15 protein-coding genes are annotated in these 18,296 nt (G+C 73.2%); 6 read left to right on the forward strand and 9 right to left on the reverse strand.

Annotation, left to right across the window (positions count from 1 at the left end; genetic code table 11):
* Positions 1-89 precede the first annotated feature (89 nt).
* On the reverse strand, positions 90-917 hold the full coding sequence (locus tag B6R96_RS07940) for a metallophosphoesterase family protein (protein ID WP_081522087.1): 828 nt from the start codon (positions 915-917) through the stop codon (positions 90-92).
* A gap of 309 nt (positions 918-1,226) precedes the next feature.
* On the opposite strand from B6R96_RS07940, the gene B6R96_RS07945 reads away from it, so the two are divergent.
* Together B6R96_RS07945 and B6R96_RS07955 are read left to right on the forward strand one after the other, a co-directional pair.
* Entirely contained in the window at positions 1,227-1,955 is a 729-nt protein-coding gene (locus tag B6R96_RS07945; RefSeq protein ID WP_081522088.1) for a 4'-phosphopantetheinyl transferase family protein, read from the forward strand.
* A 386-nt stretch (positions 1,956-2,341) separates the two neighbouring features.
* The gene (locus B6R96_RS07955) at positions 2,342-3,379 is read left to right on the forward strand and encodes a LuxR C-terminal-related transcriptional regulator (protein ID WP_030389782.1); all 1,038 of its coding nucleotides are present in this window, start codon (positions 2,342-2,344) and stop codon (positions 3,377-3,379) included.
* Between the two features lie 15 nt (positions 3,380-3,394).
* Here the strand turns inward: B6R96_RS07955 and B6R96_RS07960 are convergent, their stop codons facing one another.
* From B6R96_RS07960 to B6R96_RS07995, 8 genes are read right to left on the reverse strand one after another with little or no spacing between them, the layout of a single operon-like run.
* Positions 3,395-4,249 carry a 4'-phosphopantetheinyl transferase family protein gene (locus tag B6R96_RS07960; RefSeq protein WP_030389781.1) on the reverse strand — a complete coding sequence of 285 codons (855 nt, stop codon included), beginning with the start codon at positions 4,247-4,249 and terminating at the stop codon, positions 3,395-3,397.
* Positions 4,246-4,482, reverse strand: coding sequence for a phosphopantetheine-binding protein (locus B6R96_RS07965; protein WP_081522089.1), 237 nt, complete (start codon positions 4,480-4,482; stop codon positions 4,246-4,248). Before B6R96_RS07965 ends, B6R96_RS07960 begins: the two co-directional genes overlap by 4 nt.
* Entirely contained in the window at positions 4,469-6,427 is a 1,959-nt protein-coding gene (locus B6R96_RS07970) for an HAD-IIIC family phosphatase (RefSeq protein ID WP_081522090.1), read from the reverse strand. The genes B6R96_RS07965 and B6R96_RS07970 overlap by 14 nt, the downstream gene beginning before the upstream one ends.
* Before the next feature lie 8 nt (positions 6,428-6,435).
* Positions 6,436-7,476, reverse strand: coding sequence for a 3-oxoacyl-ACP synthase III family protein (locus B6R96_RS07975; protein ID WP_237291373.1), 1,041 nt, complete (start codon positions 7,474-7,476; stop codon positions 6,436-6,438).
* Positions 7,473-10,466: a type I polyketide synthase gene (locus B6R96_RS07980; RefSeq protein WP_081522092.1), complete on the reverse strand. Its 2,994-nt coding sequence runs from the start codon at positions 10,464-10,466 to the stop codon at positions 7,473-7,475. The genes B6R96_RS07975 and B6R96_RS07980 overlap by 4 nt, the downstream gene beginning before the upstream one ends.
* Positions 10,466-10,768: an acyl carrier protein gene (locus tag B6R96_RS07985; RefSeq protein ID WP_030389776.1), complete on the reverse strand. Its 303-nt coding sequence runs from the start codon at positions 10,766-10,768 to the stop codon at positions 10,466-10,468. The genes B6R96_RS07980 and B6R96_RS07985 overlap by 1 nt, the downstream gene beginning before the upstream one ends.
* 53 nt (positions 10,769-10,821) lie before the next feature.
* Positions 10,822-12,576, reverse strand: coding sequence for an acyl-CoA dehydrogenase (locus B6R96_RS07990; RefSeq protein WP_203351605.1), 1,755 nt, complete (start codon positions 12,574-12,576; stop codon positions 10,822-10,824).
* On the reverse strand, positions 12,573-14,384 hold the full coding sequence (locus tag B6R96_RS07995; RefSeq protein ID WP_237291374.1) for a fatty acyl-AMP ligase: 1,812 nt from the start codon (positions 14,382-14,384) through the stop codon (positions 12,573-12,575). Before B6R96_RS07995 ends, B6R96_RS07990 begins: the two co-directional genes overlap by 4 nt.
* A gap of 230 nt (positions 14,385-14,614) precedes the next feature.
* Here B6R96_RS07995 and B6R96_RS08000 point away from each other — a divergent pair, with 230 nt between their 5' ends.
* The 4 genes from B6R96_RS08000 (at position 14,615) to B6R96_RS08015 (ending at position 18,294) form a co-directional block, all read left to right on the forward strand.
* Complete coding sequence (locus B6R96_RS08000) at positions 14,615-16,174, forward strand: acyl-CoA carboxylase subunit beta (RefSeq protein ID WP_081522095.1); 1,560 nt, start codon at positions 14,615-14,617, stop codon at positions 16,172-16,174.
* A 23-nt stretch (positions 16,175-16,197) separates the two neighbouring features.
* On the forward strand, positions 16,198-16,458 hold the full coding sequence (locus B6R96_RS08005) for a hypothetical protein (protein ID WP_081522096.1): 261 nt from the start codon (positions 16,198-16,200) through the stop codon (positions 16,456-16,458).
* Positions 16,455-17,225, forward strand: a complete 771-nt coding sequence (locus B6R96_RS08010) for a thioesterase II family protein (RefSeq protein ID WP_081522097.1) — start codon at positions 16,455-16,457, stop codon at positions 17,223-17,225. The genes B6R96_RS08005 and B6R96_RS08010 overlap by 4 nt, the downstream gene beginning before the upstream one ends.
* A gap of 181 nt (positions 17,226-17,406) precedes the next feature.
* Positions 17,407-18,294 carry an ion transporter gene (locus B6R96_RS08015; RefSeq protein WP_051779782.1) on the forward strand — a complete coding sequence of 296 codons (888 nt, stop codon included), beginning with the start codon at positions 17,407-17,409 and terminating at the stop codon, positions 18,292-18,294.
* Positions 18,295-18,296: the final 2 nt, after the last annotated feature.

Raw genomic sequence — 18,296 nt, forward strand, 5'->3', positions numbered from 1 at the left:
CGAGCGGCGATCGAGCGAGAATTCCGGCTCAGTCTAGGCGCGGCATTCTCGGGCGGGGGCGCCCCACGGTGGCCGGAAGCTGCCAGGCATCAATCACCGCGGCGGCCGGCGGGAAAGATCCGGCGCGGGATATCACGCCCGTGGCCGGGGGTCTGCCACTCGCGGGGGTAGCCGACGGAGACCTCCTCGAAGCGCACGCCGTCGTACCAGGTGGTGCGGGGGATGTGCAGGTGGCCGTAGACGACGGCGGCGGCCCGGAAGCGGGTGTGCCAGTCGGCGGTGAGCTCCGTTCCGCACCACTGGGCGAACTCCGGGTGGCGCAGGATGTCGGTGGGGTCGCGGACCAGCGGGAAGTGGTTGACGAGCACGGTGCGCAGGTCGGGGTCGCATGCGGCGAGCCGTTCCTCGGTCGCGGCGACCCGGGCCCGGCACCAGGCGTCGCGGGAGGCGTAGGGGTCGGGGTGCAGCATGAACTCGTCGCTGCACACCACCCCGGCCTCGTACGCCTGCTCCAGGGCCTGCTCCTTGGTGGCGGCCGTGGGCGTGCGGAAGGTGTAGTCGTACAGCAGGAAGAGCGGGGCCACCACGAGGGGGCCGCCCGGCCCCGACCAGACGGGGTACGGGTCTTCCGGAGTGTGCACGCCGAAGGAGCGGCAGATCTCGACGAGCCTTCGGTAGCGGGCCTCTCCGCGCAGTGGCTGCGGATCGTCACGCATGGTCCACAGTTCGTGGTTTCCCGGCGCCCAGACCACGGTGGCGTAGCGCCGCGTGAGGAGGTCGAGCACCCACCGGAGATCGTCGAGCGACTCGCTCACGTCACCGGCCACGACGAGCCAGTCGGCGGGGCTGTCGGGATAGAGCTCCTGGACGATCCGGCGGTTCTCCGGGAATCCGACATGGAGGTCACTGATACCCATGAGGTTTCCGTGCGGCATTCCGTGAGTGTGGACGGCCCGGCGGCCGTTGAACACCCCTTCCCCACCCCTCAATTGCCGATTGCGACCCGACTTCGGGTCCATGACAGGGGGATGGCAATGCCGGCGGGGCCCCTGCCAGGGTCCCGGCAGGGGGTGCGGTCCGCGGGCCGGTGGATGGCAGCAGCCTGGGAGGGATCGGGGTCCCCGGGCGGCCGATCCGGCTGACCTGGACCTTCGTTCCTGGTCCCGGCGGGGCGGCCGGGCGAGCGTGGGAGCTGTCGGACCGAACCAGCGACCCGAGGGAACGCCGTGCTCACAAAGCTCCTGCCCGCGAACGTCGCGACCGCCGAATCCACCACCGATCCCGCCGACGTCTTCCTCTACCCCGAGGAGGAGTTCCTGATCCGGAACGCCGTACCCAAGCGGCGTCTGGAGTTCGGCACGGTCCGGTGGTGCGCCCGCCGCGCCATGGGAACGCTGGGGCTGCCCCCGGCCCCCGTGGTGCCGGGCCGGCGGGGCGCCCCGCAGTGGGCGCCTTCGGTCGTGGGGTCGATGACCCACTGCGCCGGGTTCCGGGGGGTGGCGCTGGCGCACAGCGCCGAGTTCGCCTCGGTCGGCGTCGATGCGGAGCCCAACGCCCCGATGCCGGAAGGGGTGCTCGACTCGATAGCGCTGCCTCAGGAGCTCCGGCACGTGCGGGAGCTGGAGGAGGCGGTGCCCGGGGTCGCGTGGGACCGGCTGCTGTTCAGCATCAAGGAGGCCGTCTACAAGACCTGGTTCCCGCTCACGGGCCAGGAACTCGACTTCACCGACGCGTTGGTGAGCGTCGATCCGGACGAACAGACCTTCCGCGCCCGGCTGCTGCCGGATCCCGAAACGCTCTCCCCGGCCGGACCGACCGCCTTCAGCGGCCGCTGGTCGGCGGAGAACGGCGTACTGCTGAGTGCGATCGCGGTGCCGGCCGCCCGGCTGGCCACCGCGGGTGCTCCGGTACGGAGAAGCGCTCCCCGCATCTGCCGTGCGGGGAGCGCTTTTTGAACCGGGCCCGTCAGCGGCGCCGGGTCACGTCCACTGGTCGTCTTCGGGGGTGGCGACCGGAATCGGTGCTTCCCCCTCGTTCGCGGCGGCGCTCACGGACTGAACGGACGCCTGCGCAACCACCGGGCCCGACACAGCCTGAACTCCCATCGCCAATACCACACTCGCCACGGCAGTCAAGTAAATCGAAGATACCTTAACGGAAATTATCCGCACGACTTCCCCCAGTCGAAGATCGAGAACCACTCACCCGCCCCGTCCGACACTTCCTGCTCGGCGGCTCCAGGTGATGCGAACAGAGTGCTCGATCTCGATCAATCACGCCAAGGGCGGTACGTTGGCGTAAAGTTACGTGGCAGCTAATACACCAACCAGCGGGGGCTGAGATGGTTACTGGGGAAGGGCCGGATTCCGGGTTCGCCGAGCTGGACGACGTCAGTGCGGCGGCGTACGGTCTCGCGGTCGAGTGCGGCCGTTTCTTACGCGATCAGATCGCCGAGCAGCTGTCTCTGACACCCCAGGAGATCGCCCGGGTGGAGCAGGTGCTGACCGGGGTCCGCCTGCTGCAGTCCATGCCGGGGAACCCGTCCGCGCTGACCCCCGTCACCCCCGACGTGGCCGCCGCGTCGCTGGTCGCACCCGCCGAGCGGCACATACGCGACCTCCAGCAGGCGGTCACCGACGTCCGGGCGAAGCTGCTGTCCCTGACGCCGCTGTACTTCGAGGGCCGCCGGGTGCGCAATCGGCTGGAGGCCTTCGACGTCATCACCGACGTCTCGCGGATCCAGTCGATGCTCAACCACCTGACCCAGAACTGCAAGACCGAGCTGCTGACCGTCCAGCCCGGCGGCGCGCGGCCGGCGTACGCGCTCGCGTCGGCCCGCGAGTCGGCACTGACCACCCTGTCGCGGGGCGTCGCGATCCGGACCATCTACCAGCACACCGCCCGCAACGACCTGCCGACGCGGAGCTACGTCCGCGAGGTCACCGAACAGGGCGCGGAGATCCGTACCGCCGACGAAGTCATCGACCGGCTGATCATCTACGACCGGGAGGTGGCCTTCCTGCCGGAGCGCTCCGCCGGTGAACGCATCCCCGGGGCGGCGATCGTCCGCGAGCCCACGCTCGTGGCGTTCCTGTGTTCCGTCTTCGAGTACCTGTGGGACGGCGCCTCTCCGTACGTCGTCGAGTCCCAGCGCTCCCCCGCCTCCTCCGACGAGCTCAAGTGGTCGATCATCCGGTTGATGACCAAGGGCTACAAGGACGAGATGGTCGCCCGCCGGCTCGGCATGTCCGTACGCACCTGCCGGCGCCACATCGCCGAGATCACCGAGGAGCTGGAGGCGACCAGCCGTTTCCAGGCGGGCTACAACGCGGCCCGGCAGGAGATGCTCTCCGGCGGGCCGACGCCCTCCATGTCGTGATCCCGGCGGTGCGGCTCAGGTTCCGGACGCCTCGTCGAGCGCCTCGGTGATGGCGTCCACGCAGTCCTGGTCGAGCATCGTCGTGACGTGGGCGTCCTGGAGCCGGCCGAAGCCCGCGTCGTACACCGCGGCACTGACGACGTAGCCGTCGGCGACCTGGAACGTGCGGAAGATCCACTCGTCCCCGGTCCCGGCGGTCCCGTCCGGCCGCTGGACCCGCACGGCCCTGCCGTCCGGGCCGAAGCCGAACTCCGTGAAGCGGAACTGCATGCCCTGCCCGATCGCCTTGCTGTAGGCCTCCTTGAGGGTCCACAGCCGCACCAGGGCGTCGTTGCGCTCGGCCTGCGGCATCCCGGACAGCAGCACGGACTCGTACGGCGTGCAGATGTGCCGGCCCAGGCCGCTGCCGTGCATCTCGCGATCGGCGCGCTCGGCGTCCACCCCGATGAGCCCGCAGGTCGTCAGGCCCACGAGCAGCAGGTCCTCGGTGTGGCTGAGGCTGATGTCGATCTGGTCGCAGCCGCGCAGGTACGGGCGGCCGGTCGGGCCGTAGGCGAGCTCCAGGTCCGCGGGATCGCTGTCGAGCACCGCGCTCGCCGCGTGCTTCAGGAGCATGCGGGAGGCGATGTAGCGGCCGCGCACATCGGCGTGCGTCAGGTCGAGGTAGCGCGTCCAGTCCCGGCCGAGCAGCTCGCGCAGTCCCTCGCCGGACGGCACCTGCGGCTCCAGGTCCTTCAGCCAGGCGTAGACCAGCGCCGTGCCGTGGGTGGCGAGGTCCTCCCTCACCCGGTCCCACGAGTCGCCTCCCGGTACCACGGCGACGGGCTCACCCAGCGGCGGGCCGAGCGAGGGGCTGCCCGGGGCGGTCATGCGTACTCCTTCACGAGGGTGTGGACGTCGCGGAGGGCGTGCGCCTCCAGCAGACGGTGTACCGGGACCCGGTGGCCGGACTCCTCCAGGAGCGCCACCAGGCGGAGCAGGTTCAGCGAGTCCCAGCCGGGCAGGTCCACCAGCGGGGTGTCCGCGCCCCCGGGAACGGCGATGTCGAGGCCGAGGTCGTCGCGGACGGTCCGCAGGAACACGTCGAGGCTATCGAGGCCCATCGGCCCTCCCTCCGCCAGGGGATTCGGTGATGCGCACGTGCGCGGGGACGTCCGGCAGCCGTGTCAGGTCGTGGTGGAACTCCAGCTTCCTGTCAACGGATGCGGCGGAGTCGTTGGTTCCGCCAGATCCGGTGGATCCGCCGGAACCGCCGGATCGGCCGGATCTGCCGGCGGCGGGATCCCGCTGTGTGAACCCGCAGGACGGATAGACCTCGCGGGCCCGGTGGTTGCGGGCCGTGGGTACGTAAGCGGCGGTCACCGCAGAGAGCCCCAGCGCGCGGGCCCGGACCAGCAGCACCGCGAGGCATGCCTGTTCGACCCCGCGGGCGAGCACCCGGCAGCTGAGCCACATGTTGTCCAGGTGCAGCACCCCCTCGGCGACGGTCCCGAGCACCGCTCCGACCAGACCGTTGTCACCGAACCGGTCCGCACTGCGGGCGGCGAGCAGCAGCCGCTGCGGGTCGGCCGCCAGGGCGGCCAGCTCGGCTTCCGAATGGCCCCCTCCGGTCAGGTTGAACTGATGCGTGCGCAAGGTCAATTGGGACACGCGGGCGAATTCGTGGCGCCGGGGCGGTGCCAGCCCGACGGTGACCTCCAGGTCCCGGAGGAACTCCTCGTGCGAGCCCGAGCCGGCCTGCAGCGCCCGGCGCTCGCGCTGCCTGCGGTACTCGCCGGTCCTGGCCCGGTCCTCGTCGGTCAGGGCCAGGGTGTCGAACCAGCCGTCGGCCAGCAGCCGGGTGACGTGCAGCGCCGGTTCCTCGTCGAGCGCCACGACCGCCACGTCCGGCGCACCGAGCCGCACCCGGGCGCGTTCGGCCGGTGAGTCGTCGGCGAAGACCAGGGCGTCGGGGGCGAGTTCCAGCGCCCGGGCGATGTCGAGGAGATTGCCGTCCTTGGGCTCCCAGTTCGCGTTGACGGCCGCGAAGTCTCCCTCGCGCAGCAGGAGATCGGGGTGGGTGTTCAGTACGTCCCGGACGGGGCCCTCGTCGTTCTTGCTGCTCACGGCGAGCAGCACGCCCTGGGAGGCGAGCTGCTTGACGCACTTCTGGAAGGCGCCGAACGCCTCCCCCCGCAGGGTGCCGGCCGCCGCGATGCCGTCGGGTCCGTCGTCGCCGAGTACCCCGTCCCACAGGGTGTTGTCGAGGTCGAGCACCAGGCACTTGCGGACCCGGCCGCGTACCGCACGGGCCAGGTGGCCGATCTCGCGGGCGTACGCGGCGAGGAGTTCCGCGCCGAGCTGGACCTTGGCGTGGCGGGCCAGGCGCGGGTCGGTGACCGGGCCGCCCTCCCCGGCCAGTGGTTCGAGGTCGATCACCACGAGCCGGTCGGCGGACTCGGTGAGTCGCAGCAGCCGCGCGTTGAACTCCCGCCAGACGGCGCCGAGCAGGGCCCGGGAGCGGTGGTCGACGAGCCGGTGGCTGTAGGTGCGCGGCAGTGGAACGGTGTTGAGCACCAGCGTGCCGGGGCCCCCGGCCACCAGCGCGGCGCACCGGTCGAGCACCTCCCGCCCCGCCCGCTCCACGTCCTCGACCCGCCACACCGGCGGTACCTGCGAGAACACCGTCTCGGCGTCGAGCAGGCACAGGGTGAGCTCCGGTGCGGCCCGCCACAGCTCGCTGCCCGGGTCGGTCAGGTCCCGCAGGTAGGTGCCGTGCTCGCCGAGCACGGCACGCAACAGCATGCCGTGCCGGGCCAGTTCGCCCCGGAGCGGATCGACGACGTGACCCACGGTGGACTGGCCGGTGACGGCCACCGTCACGACGGGGGTCCCCGGGTGGTGCTCCAGCACGGCGTCGGCGTCGAGCCCGGCGAGCAGCCGGCCCGCCGCCGCGGGCGCCACCGCGTCCGCGCCCTCCTGTGCGAGCAGCGCCGGCACCCGGTCGTACGCCTTCTCCAGCAGGCCCTGCGCGCGCAGGTCGCGCAGCTGCTCCAGTCCCGTCGTCATGGCCGCCCTCACATCTTCTCCAGGGCGAAGCCCGCCCTGATCCACCGGCTGGACTCCACGCACAGGGCCAGCGCGCGGTCCCCCTCGGCGAACTCGGGTATCAGCCGGTCGAGTTGGAGGAAGGGCAGGGCGTTGCCGGTGTTGCCGGTCTCGGAGACGCAGGAGATCTCCCGGGCCGGGCCCGCGGGGAGCCGGTCGACGATGCGGGCGGTCATCCGCCCGGACAGCTGGGGCGGCAGCAGGAACCCGATGTCGTCGAGGCTCCAGCCGAGCCCGTCGAGCAGTTCCCAGAGGATCTCCACGGAGATCGCGGGCACGTGCTCCTCGATCGCCTTGTAGTCCTCGGCCAGCATCCGCCGCCCCGAGTCGCGGTCGGTGGTCCCGTACCAGTCGAGGAGCTGGCCGGGCGGCCGGCCCCGCCCGGTCCAGGAGTTCAGCACGGCCCGTACGGCGATCCGCTCGCCCTCGGGTTCGTCCGTGAGGACGGCGGCTCCGGCTCCGTCGCCGAACAGGACGTAGTTGACCAGTTCTTCGGTGGGCATCCGCGCGGTGTCCCGCCGGGGCGACAGGAAGCGGTGCGTGACGTCCCCGCCGAGGATCAGTCCGGCCCGGCGGCCGCCGAGGACCAGCGTGCGGCCGAGGTCCAGCGCCTGGACGGCGCCGGAGCAGCCCGCCTGGAGCTGGTAGACGGGCAGGTGGTCCAGGCCCAGCCGGTCGGCGACCTCGCCCGCCGTGCTCGGCAGCAGCATGTCGGGGGTCGCGGTCGCGAGCACCACGAACTCGATGTCGGCCGGGCCCAGTCCGGCGGCGTCCATGGCCTGGGCGCCCGCCTCGGCGCACAGGTCGGCGAGCGAACCGCGGACCTCTCCGGTGACCGGATCCCAGCCGAAGTGCCGGGTCCTGGTGCCGACGAAGAGGTCGATCCACTCCTCGCCGACGCCCAGCATCCGGCCGAGCGCGGCATTGTCCACCGGGTCGCCGGGCAGCGCCGTACCGGTGGCGGCGAGGTACACCGCGGCGCGGTCCGCGGTGTCCGTCCAGCGCATCATGCCGACCTCGCCAGGAGCATGTCGTCGAGGAACTCGGCCAGCGAGCCGACCGACCGCAGTGCGGGCAGCATCTGCTGCACGGACACCTCGCCGACCCGGGGCAGCCTGGCCTCGACCTGGTTCTTGAGCTGCATGATCATCACCGAGTCGAAGCCGAGGTCCTCGTAGAAGCGGGCCTCGCGCACGACGCGCTCCGGCGGATAGCCGCCGACCTCGGTGACGGCCTGGACGACGGCGTCCAGCACCGGATCGGCGGCGCGGGCGGCCGCGGCGGCCGCACGCGCGGCCGTGTCCGGCTCGGCACCGGTGTGCGGGGCCGGCGCGGGCGGCGCGGGGACCGCAGCGGGGGCCGGGGCCGGCGGGGCGGCCGGAGGGGCCGTGGGCACGAACGCCTGCCGGTCCCAGTAGCGCTGCTCCGACGAGAACACGTACGGGGCCAGCGGCTGGAGGACCCGCTGTTCGGGCGCGTACAGCTCCTCCCACCGCGGTTCGAGCCCGCCCCGGTACAGGGCGGCCACGGTTTCCGCCAGCTCGTACCCGGTGGCCGCGGCGCCGGGGGCGGGGTGCAGGTACTCCACCCCCGGTGCCCGCCCGCCCCTGGCGGCGATCCGCAGCAGCACGCCGCGCGGGCCCACCTCCACGAGATGGGTGGGGGCGACGTCCAGGACGAGCGCCTCCAGGGCGGTGTCCATGAGCACGGGCTCCTCGATCTGATCGGCCCAGTAGTCGGCGTCCATGGGTTCGTGGCGCAGCATCCGGCCGTACCGGGTCGAGGCCACCGGCACGGTGGGCGGCGCGCACCGGACCGTCCCCGCGGTGCGCAGGGCCGCCGCGGCCGGGGCCATCAGGGGCGAGTGGAAGGCGTACGGGGCCGGCAGCGGCGCGACCCGTACGCCGCGCCCGGCGAGCTCCCGGCCGATCCGCTCCAGCGCCGCGCGCGGTCCGGAGAGCACCGTGTCCGCGGGGCCGTTGAGCGCGGCCACGACCGTGCCCGGCTCGTCCGCCAGCAGCCCGGCGAGCTCCTCGGGGCCGGCGGCGGCGGCGATCATGGCTCCGCCGCCGGGCAGTTCGGCCGTGAGCGCACCGCGCCGGACCACCAGTCGGGCGGCCTCCGCCAGGTCGAGCACGCCCGCGGTGACGGCGGCGGCGTACTCGCCGAGGCTGTGGCCGAGGACCGCGGCCGGGGTGATGCCGAGCTCGACGAGGGTACGGGCCAGGGCGTGTCCGACGGCGAACAGGGCGGGCTGCGCGAACTCGGGCCGGTGCACCCGCTCGTCGCCGGACAGGATCAGCTCGCTCACCGACTCGCCCAGGTGCGCGGCGATCGCCGCGTCGGCCTCGGCGAGGTGGCGGCGGTAGGCGGGGGACTCCCGGTGGAGCCCGGCCGTCATGCGGGGGAACTCGCTTCCCTGGCCGGTGAACAGGAAGGCCACGACGGGCCTGCCCCAGGGGCGCCCGGCGCTCCCGGTCCCCTCCTGCGGGGCGGCCGCCCGGCGCAGCGCGGCCACCAGGTCGTCGGTGTCGCGGACCGGAGCGGCGAAGCGGTACGGCAGGCCGGTCTTGACGCGGTTGCTGCTCCAGCACAGGGCGGCCGCGCCGCCGCGCGGCCGTGCGGCGACCGCCTCGGCCTGCGCGGCAAGGTTGCGGCGCAGCGCCTCGGGGGTGTCGCCGCTGACGGTGAACACGCCGACGCCGCCGTGCGCGGCGCCGCCGCGCACGCGCGCAGGGGCCGCGGGCCGGGGGGTCCGCGGTGCGGAGCCGAGCACGGCGTGGGCGTTCGTACCTCCCATGCCGAAGCTGCTCACCCCGGCGAGGCTCTCCCCCCGCGGCAGCCGCAGCGGGGACTTCAGCAGCCGCAGGCCCCGTTCGCCGAGGCGCAGTTGCGGGTTCTCGCGGTCGGTGAAGAGGCCGGCGGGGACGATGCGGTGGTGCAGGGCCAGGACGGTCTTGATGAGGCCGGCGATGCCCGCCGCGCCCTCGGTGTGGCCCAGGTTGCCCTTGACGGAGCCGATGGCGCACGGGGTGTCGCGCGGGATGCCGTGCACCGCGCCGAGCGCCGCGCACTCGATGGCGTCGCCCAGTACGGTCCCGGTGCCGTGCGCCTCCACGAAGGCGATCCGGTCCGGGGTGACTCCCGCGCGCCGGTAGGCGGAGGTCAGCACCCGCTGCTGCGACCAGCGGTTGGGGGCGATGACCCCGTTGCTGCGGCCGTCCTGGTTGACGGCGCTGCCGCGCAGTACGGCGTAGATCCGCCGGCCCTCGGCGAGGGCGTCCTCCAGCCGGCGCAGCACCACCAGGCCCACGCCGTCGCTGCGGCCGATCCCGTCGGCGTCCGTGCTGAAGGGCTTGCAGCGGCCGTCGGCGGCGGCCAGGCCGAGCTGTCCGTAGACCATGCCCAGCGAGGGCGAGAGCACGATGTTGACCCCGCCTGCCAGGGCGGTGTCGCACTCCCCGGCCAGCAGGGAGCCCGCGGCGAGGTGCACGGCGACGAGCGACGAGGAGCAGGCGGTGTCGACCGCCAGGCTCGGTCCGGTGAGGTTGAAGTGGTAGGAGATCCGGTTGGCGGCCATGCCGGCGCTGCTGCCGGCGCCGAGCAGCGGGGTGACGCGTGCGAGGTCGCTCATGGTCAGGCGGCCCCATTCGCCCCCCATCACGCCCACGAACACGCCGGTCTCGGTGCCCGCGAGGTCGCCGGGGGCCAGTCCCGCGTCCTCCAGGGCCCGCCAGGCGCAGGGCAGCAGGAGCCGGTGGTGCGGGTCCATCGCGGCGGCCTCGCGGGGGGTGACGGAGAAGAAGTCGCTGTCGAAGACATCGGCGTCGTCGATGAACCCGCCGCTGCCGCTGACGGCGGGGAAGTCCCGGGCCTCCCAGCGCTGCCCGGGGACGGGGCCGGTCCCGTCCCCGCCGCGCATCAGCAGGTCCCAGTACGCCTGCACGCCCGCCGCACCGGGGAACGTGCAGTCGATCCCGACGACGGCAATGTCCCCCATCAGGGCCGGCCCTGCGCGTCCGGTGAGCCGGCCGGCAGCACCGTCGACAGGTGGCCGACGAGGCTCGCCACGGTCGGGTGGTCCCAGAGCAGGGTCGGTTCCACCTCCAGGCCGAACTCGTCCTCCAGGTCGCCGCACAGGCTCAGGGCGGCCACGGAGTCCATGCCGTACTCGGCGAAGGGGACGGTGGGGTCGATGGTCTCGGGCGCACGCCGCAGGTAGAGCGAGAGCCGGGCGTACAGCCACTCGTGCGGCAGTACGCCGCCGGCGGCCGCGGTCGGCCGATCCGTGGGCACGGTCATCGTGGGACTCCTTCGATGCGTACGGCGCATCCGCCGGCGGCCGGGGACACCGGTCAGCCGGGGATGGGGCCGGAGTAGAGGTCGTAGCTGATCTGGGTGCTGAAGCGGAGCTGGACCTCGTGCCGGATCCGGGTCTCGCACTCCGCCGGCAGGTCGGCGACGCGTGTGCCCAGCCGCCGGGCGATGCGGTGCAGGGCGGCGGCGGCCCAGGACGGGTCGGCGAGGAACGGGTCGGGGCCGTAGCGGCCCTGGTCCCACAGGCCGAGGACGGCGGCCGCGGCCAGCAGCAGCGCGTACCGGTCCATGAGGGCGAACCGTGCGGGCCGGGCGGTGGCCGCCGCACCGGCCGCGTCCAGTGCCAGCACCCGGGCGCGCACGTCGCGGAACTCCTCGACGAGCTGTCCGGCGAGCCTGCGCAGGGCGGTCTCGACCGGGCCCGTGCCGTCGATGCCCGCGGCGACGGCGAGCATCGTCGCGCTGAGGGAGTCCCTTCCGCACGCCAGGCTGAGCCGGTCGGTACGCAGCGGCGGCAGGCCTCCGTGCAGCCGGAACAGCCCGGCGGGCGCCTCGTCCTCGACGAACCAGGAGCCCCGGGCCAGGCGCGGCATCTGCGGGATGACCGTCGCCTGGCAGGCGACCGTCCCGGCGTGGCCGAGGCTGAGCACCGGCACGTCCCGGACGTGCTTCTGGAAGATGCCGAGGGTGCCCTCGCGGGTGTAGAAGCCGGATCCCAGCACGATGGACAGGTCGTACATCGTCTCGGTGAGCACCCGGGGCAGCAGGTACTTGAGGGCCGCCGAGTAGACGCTGGTCTCGGCGGGCAGCAGGTGCAGCGCCCTGGTCGCGACCACGGCCAGGGCGTCGTACAGCAGCAGGTTGACGAAGGCGTTGGTGAGGGCCGCCCCGGTCCGGCCGCCGTCCCGGCCACCGCCCGCCTGCCAGCCGCCGGAGCGCTCCCGGTCGAAGCGGACGGCCGTGCGCAGGCTGGTGTCGAGCGCGGCGACGGCCGTCGCCGCGATCACGGTCCGGCTGATCTGGAACGACCGCAGGGCCGTCTCGATGCCGCTGCCCTCCGGGCCCAGCAGGGCGGAGGCGGGCACCGGGCAGTCGTCGAACTCCACCCCGGCGAACCGGCAGCCGCGCAGCCCGACCGGGGTGCGGCGCGCCGTCACGGCCGCCCGTACGTCGCTCAGCTGCCCGGGTTCCAGCAGCAGCACCGAGTGGCTGCGGCTGCCGGGGGCGGGGTCGGTACGGCAGAACAGCACCAGTGCCCCGGCCCGTTCCAGGTTGTTGACCAACGGCTTGCCGCCGCTGATCAGATAGCCGTCGCCGCTGCGGCGGGCGGTGACCTGGCTGCGTACGTAGTCGTTGCTGTGGGCGGTCTCGTGCTGTGCGATGGCCGCTTTGCCGCCGTCGCGCAGCAGCCCGGCCAGCCAGTGCCGCTGCCGGGAGCTGCCGGCCGTCCAGACGTCGGAGGCCGCCATGAAGGTGGTCATGCCGTGGCCCATGGCCAGGCCCACGTCCCGGCGGAAGACCGGGCGCATGATCCTGACCAGGGTGTCCATCCCGTCGAGCCGCCCGCCCAGGGCGCGCGGAATGTACTCGTCGGTGATCCCGAAGTCGTCGAGCAGCGCCTCGCCGGCGGCGAAGGGCACGGCGGCGCGGTCGGCCTCCAGCAGCGCGGTGTAGCCGACCGGGTTGGCCGGGTCCGAGGGATCGCCGAACAGCGCCTCCAGCTCGGCGACCCGGGCCCGGACGGCGTGTTCGCGCTGCTGCGCCGACGCCTGCTCGCCGAGGAGCGAGGTCACCACCGTCTTCCTCCGTCGGCTCCTTCCGGCCTCAGCAGGTCGTCGCCGAACAGCGCGTCCTCGATCCGGACCAGTGCCCGTACGTCCGGGGTCAGCACCTCGTACTCGCCGCGCAGCACCCCGTCGAGGAAGAGGCCGCGCATCAGGGTGCGCTGCACCTTGCCGCTGCTGGTGCGGCGTACGGTGCCCGGGCGTACGAGCAGGACGTTCCCGGCCGGGATCTCGAACTCCTTGCCGATCAGCGCCTGCATGCGCTGTGCGACGGTCCGCAGCTCGGCGCCGTCCGCGCCGCGCACCTCCTGGACGAGGACGAGCTGCTCGCTCCCGGCGTCGACGGAGAAGGCGGCGCCCGCGCCGAAGGTCAGCGCGGGACTGACGGTGCGGGCGGCCCATTCGACGTCCTGCGGGTACACGTTGCGGCCGTTGATGATGATGACTTCCTTGAGCCGCCCGGTCACGAACAACTGGCCGTCCTCGAGCATCCCGAGGTCGCCCGTGCGCAGGAAGTTGCTCTCCTCGCCGTTGAGGCTGGCGAGGAAGGTGTGGACGCTCTCCGCGGGCCGCCGCCAGTAGCCGCGGGCCACGCTGTAGCCGCGCAGCCAGATCTCGCCGACGGCGCCGGCCGGGAGTTCGCGGTGGGTCAGCGGGTCGACGATGCGCACGTCCACGTCGACCGGGGTGCCGCAGCCGACCAGGGTCCGGGCGCGCTCGCCCGATCCGGCCCGCAGCACCTGGTCGCGCTCCAGGGCGGTGCGGTCGAAGTCCTTGCGGACGTGCGGGGTGCCGGGGGCCCCGCCGGAGACGACCAGGGTGGCCTCGGCCAGTCCGTAGCAGGGGTAGAGGGCCTCGGGGCGGAATCCGGCGGGGGCGAACCGTTCGGCGAAGGCGTCGAGGCTCTCGGGGCGTACGGGTTCGGCGCCGTTGAGGGCGAGGCGCCAGCGGGACAGGTCGAGGGCGGCGATCTGCTCGTCCTTGACCCGGCGCACGCACAGGTCGTAGCTGAAGTTGGGGCCGCCGCCCACGGTGACGCCGTACTCGTCGATGGCCTGGAGCCAGCGCAGCGGGCGTTTGACGAAGGACAGCGGGGTGACCTGGACGCTGTGGCTGCCGAGCCAGACGGGGTGCAGCAGGTGGGCCACGAGTCCCATGTCGTGGAAGTAGGGCAGCCAGCTTCCGAAGCGGTCCTCGCGGGTGGTGCGCAGCACCTTCTGCAGGGCGGCCTGGTTCGCCAGGAGGTTGTGGTGCGAGACGGTGACGCCGCGCGGTTCGGAGACGGAGCCCGAGGTGTACTGGAGGAAGACGAAGTCGTCGGGGCGGGCGGGGACGGGCCGCCAGGCGTCGGCGTCGCCGATGCCGGGCGCGTCGGTGACCAGGCAGGCCGCGTCGGGACGGGAGTTGCGGGCGAGCCAGAGGGCGACCTCGGGGGCGGCGGCCGTCTCGGTGAGGACCAGCTTCGCGCCCGTGTCCTTCAGTACGGCGGTGGTGCGGCCCAGGCGCTTGTCGCGGCCCGCCTCCCCCGGCATCGGTACGGGGACCGCCACGGCCCCGGCGTAGAGGCAGCCCGCGAAGGCCTTGAGGAACTCGGTGGTGGCGGAGAAGACGAGGAGCACCGGCTCCCCGGCCACCGCGTACTCCTGGAGGCAGGACGCGATGCGTCTGGCCTCCCGGTCCAGTTCTCCGTAGGTCAGGTGCTCGGCCTCCGCGCCGCCGGCCGCCTCGCGCAGGAAGATGTGGACGTCCTCGTCGGCGAGTTCGGCCGCCCGAACCCGGAGGAGTTCGGTGAAGGTGGCGAAGCGTGACTCTGACATCCGCGGCATCCCCTCGGGTCTGCGGGCCCGTGGAGTGGCGGACCTCGATTCCCCGGATCATGCGTGCGCCTCCTTAAGGGGCGCTTGGGTGCGTCGGCGCGGCCGCCACCCCTACTCCGGTCAGGGGGGTGGTCGCTGTTCTCCGCGCGCTCGGCAGGCGTTTTCAATGGCGGGCACTGCCCAGGGCGCCGCCAGCGGCGCGCCCAGACGGCCGAAGAGACGGGTGGAGCATGACAGTTGCCGATGTCGGTGTCCGAGTGGCCGAACTAGGAGCGATCAAGGAGTCCGCCGGGCTGGGCCCGTCGCCGAGCGCCTCCGAGGCGCAGCACGCCCGCGGCAAGCTGACCGTGCGCGAGCGCCTCGACCTGCTCTTCGACCCCGGCACCTTCCGTGAGATCGAGCAGTTGCGCCGGCACCGGGCCACCGGGTTCGGCCTGGAGGACCGCCGGCCGCACACCGACGGCGTGGTGACCGGCTGGGGAAAGGTCGGCGGCCGCCGGGTGTTCGTGTACGCGCACGACTTCCGGATCTTCGGCGGCTCCCTCGGCGAGGCGCACGCCCAGAAGATCCACAAGGTGATGGACCTGGCGCTGGCCGCGGGCGCGCCGCTGGTGTCGCTCAGCGACGGGGCGGGGGCCCGGATCCAGGAGGGGGTCACCGCGCTCGCCGGCTACGGCGGCATCTTCCGCCGCAACGTGGCCGCGTCCGGGGTGATCCCGCAGATCAGCGTGATGCTGGGGCCGTGCGCGGGCGGGGCGGCGTACTCCCCCGCGCTGACCGACTACGTGTTCATGGTGCGCGACATCGCGCAGATGTACGTCACCGGACCCGACGTGGTGCAGGCCGTGACCGGCGAGCGGATCAGCCACAACGACCTCGGGGGCGCGCAGGTCCACTCTTCGGTCTCCGGTGCGAGCGCCTTCCTGTACGACACCGAGGAGGAGTGCCTGGAGGAGGTACGGCACCTGCTGTCGCTGCTGCCCTCCAACAACCGGGAGATGCCGCCCTCGGTGGCCGGCGGGGATCCGGCCCACCGGCGGACCGGGGCGCTGTCCCACCTGGTGCCGGCCGACCCGGCCCGCTCGTACGACATGCGCGCCGTGATCGAGGAGATCATCGACGACGGTGACCTGTTCGAGGTCCACGCGCACTGGGCGACCAACATCATCTGTGGACTGGCCCGGCTGGACGGCCACGTGGTGGGCGTCGTGGCCAACCAGCCCGCCTCCCTGGCCGGGGTGCTGGACATCAACGCCTCGGAGAAGGCCGCCCGGTTCGTGCAGACCTGCGACGCCTTCAGCATTCCGCTGGTGACCCTCGTGGACGTACCGGGGTTCCTGCCCGGCAGCGGCCAGGAGCACGGCGGGGTCATCCGGCACGGGGCGAAACTGCTGTACGCGTACTGCGCGGCCACCGTGCCCCGGGTGCAGGTGATCCTGCGCAAGGCCTACGGCGGTGCCTACATCGTCATGGACTCCCGCTCGATCGGCGCGGACCTGTCCTTCGCCTGGCCCACCAACGAGATCGCCGTCATGGGCGCCGAGGGCGCGGCCAATGTCGTCTTCCGCCGGGAGATCGCCGCCTCGGACGATCCGGACGCGGCGCGCGCGCAGCGCGTCAAGCAGTACCGGCAGGAACTCATGCACCCCTACTACGCGGCCGAGCGCGGCCTCGTCGACGACGTCATCGACCCGGCCGCGACCCGGCAGGTACTGGCGGACGCCCTCGAGATGCTGCGCGCGAAGCACGTGCCGCTGCCCGAACGCAAGCACGGCAACCCGCCGTTCTGATGAGTGAGCGGGCCGAACCACCCGTGAGGATCGTGCGCGGCGCCCCCGACGGCGCGGAACTGGCCGCCGTCCTCCTCGCGCTGCTCACCGCCACCGGGCACATGGAAGGGGCCGAGGAGGAGACCGCGCCGCCGGCCCGGGCCGCTTGGGGCCCGGCGCACGGCTGGCGTCCGCCGGGCGCCTGGACCACCGGCCCCGCGACCCGGACCGCCGGCCCCGTCAGGGCCACCCGCACGGGGGGCCGGGCCGCCCGCCCCCACCGAAAGGACACCGACCGACGATGACCCGTACGACCCTGACCCCTGCCGCCCCGCGGACGACCGGCGACTGGCTGCGCCGCTTCCACCCCGCCGAGGACGCCCCCGTCCGGCTGTTCTGCTTCCCGCACGCGGGCGGCTCGGCCAGCTACTACTTCCCGATGTCCCGGGCCCTGTCCCCGGACGCCGACGTACTGGCCGTGCAGTACCCGGGCCGCCAGGACCGCCGCCACGAGGCCTGCATCGACGACCTGCGGGAGCTCGCCGACCGCGTCGTCGCCGAGCTGCGGCCCTGGTGCGACCGGCCGGTGGCCCTGTTCGGGCACAGCCTGGGCGCCTCCCTGGCCTTCGAGGTGGCGCTGCGGCTCCAGGAGGCCGGTGACCCGGCGCCGGTGGCGCTGTTCGCCTCGGGCCGGCGGGCCCCCTCGCACCACCGCGAGAACCAGCTGGTCCACCTCGCCCCCGACGACCGGCTGCTGGCCGAGATCAAGGCGTTGAGCGGCACGGACCCGGCGGTGCTGGCCGACGACGAGCTGCTGCGCTCGGTCCTCCCCGCGATCCGCGGCGACTACAAGGCCGCGGAAACCTACCGCTACCGCCCGGGGCCCGCCCTGGCCTGCCCGATCACGGTGCTCACCGGGGACATCGATCCCGCGGTGACGGCCGAGGAGGCCGCGGGCTGGGCCGACCACACCGGCGGACCGTTCGCCCTGCACCGCTTCGCCGGCGGCCACTTCTATCTCAACCAGCACGGCTCCGAGGTGATCGACCTGATCCGGCAGCAGCTCGCCTGATCCGTGCCGCCGCACCCTGCAACCGGGTCCGGCCACCGCCCGCGGTGGCCGGACCCGCCCGTTCCCCCGCGCACTACGGGCGCATTGACGGCGGAAAGTGGTGAAACCCGATCGGCAGTGCGGCGTTAGACGGGTGGGCCGCCGTTTCGCCCGCGGCCCAGACGCGAGCACGAGGAGCACGATGACACACCCGAAGCCGGCCGGACGTGGTCGGATGAAGCTGGCAGCCCGATGCCGGGTGGCCACGGAGGCCCCCGCCTTCGGGATGGTCGTCTTCTGCGCGATCCTGTTCAACGCCGCGCTGATGGGGGTGGAGACGTACAGCGGGCTCGCCGAGGAGTACCGGCTCGTGCTCCAGGGCGCGGAGAACTGCTGCCTGGCCCTGTTCACCCTGGAGATGCTGCTGCGCGTGGGCGCCTGCGCCGACCGGCCGAAAGCATTCTTCCGCGACCCGTGGAACCTCTTCGACCTCGCGGTCGTGGCCTCCGCCTTCATCCCGCTCGTCCGCGAGAACACCACCCTCCTGCGGCTCCTGCGCCTCGCCCGCGTCCTGCGCACCGCCCGCTTCCTGCCGCACCTGCGCATCCTGCTGATCGCCGTCGGCCGCAGTCTGCCGGGCACCGCCAGCTTCCTGTTCGTCGGCGCACTGGTGCTGTACGTGTACGCCATGGTCGGCTGGGTCTGCTTCGCGGAGTCCGACCCCGGGCACTACGGCTCGGTGGGCCGCGCCATGCTCACGCTCTTCCTGCTGACCACGCTCGACGGGCTGACCGACGCGGTCCGCGCGGGACTGCAGATCTCCCGGCTGAGCATCATCTACTACGCCTCGTACGCGCTGCTCGCCTCCTTCGTCCTGGTGAACGTACTCATCGGCGTCGTCCTCAACTCCCTGGACGAGGCCCGCGAGATGGAGGACGAGGCGAACCGCGCCCCGGCACCGGACACGGACCCCGACGTCCGGGCCCGGATCGCCACGGCCCGGCGGGCCCTGGACGAGATCGAGGCGAGCCTCCCGCTGGCCGTGGAGCGTCCGGAGCGGCAGCTGGAGGCCTCGCACACCGGGGCCTGAGG

The sequence above is a fragment of the Streptomyces sp. Sge12 genome (assembly GCF_002080455.1).
Taxonomy (GTDB): domain Bacteria; phylum Actinomycetota; class Actinomycetes; order Streptomycetales; family Streptomycetaceae; genus Streptomyces.

Excerpts from the sequence above, each read along its gene's own strand:
- B6R96_RS07940 (WP_081522087.1), bottom strand. The coding sequence starts at position 917 with ATGGGTATCAGTGACCTCCATGTCGGATTCCCGGAGAACCGCCGGATC.
- B6R96_RS07955 (WP_030389782.1), top strand. The coding sequence starts at position 2,342 with ATGGTTACTGGGGAAGGGCCGGATTCCGGGTTCGCCGAGCTGGACGAC.
- B6R96_RS07960 (WP_030389781.1), bottom strand. The coding sequence starts at position 4,249 with ATGACCGCCCCGGGCAGCCCCTCGCTCGGCCCGCCGCTGGGTGAGCCC.
- B6R96_RS07965 (WP_081522089.1), bottom strand. The coding sequence starts at position 4,482 with ATGGGCCTCGATAGCCTCGACGTGTTCCTGCGGACCGTCCGCGACGAC.
- B6R96_RS07970 (WP_081522090.1), bottom strand. The coding sequence starts at position 6,427 with ATGACGACGGGACTGGAGCAGCTGCGCGACCTGCGCGCGCAGGGCCTG.
- B6R96_RS07975 (WP_237291373.1), bottom strand. The coding sequence starts at position 7,476 with ATGATGCGCTGGACGGACACCGCGGACCGCGCCGCGGTGTACCTCGCC.
- B6R96_RS07980 (WP_081522092.1), bottom strand. The coding sequence starts at position 10,466 with ATGGGGGACATTGCCGTCGTCGGGATCGACTGCACGTTCCCCGGTGCG.
- B6R96_RS07985 (WP_030389776.1), bottom strand. The coding sequence starts at position 10,768 with ATGACCGTGCCCACGGATCGGCCGACCGCGGCCGCCGGCGGCGTACTG.
- B6R96_RS07995 (WP_237291374.1), bottom strand. The coding sequence starts at position 14,384 with ATGTCAGAGTCACGCTTCGCCACCTTCACCGAACTCCTCCGGGTTCGG.
- B6R96_RS08000 (WP_081522095.1), top strand. The coding sequence starts at position 14,615 with ATGACAGTTGCCGATGTCGGTGTCCGAGTGGCCGAACTAGGAGCGATC.
- B6R96_RS08010 (WP_081522097.1), top strand. The coding sequence starts at position 16,455 with ATGACCCGTACGACCCTGACCCCTGCCGCCCCGCGGACGACCGGCGAC.
- B6R96_RS08015 (WP_051779782.1), top strand. The coding sequence starts at position 17,407 with ATGACACACCCGAAGCCGGCCGGACGTGGTCGGATGAAGCTGGCAGCC.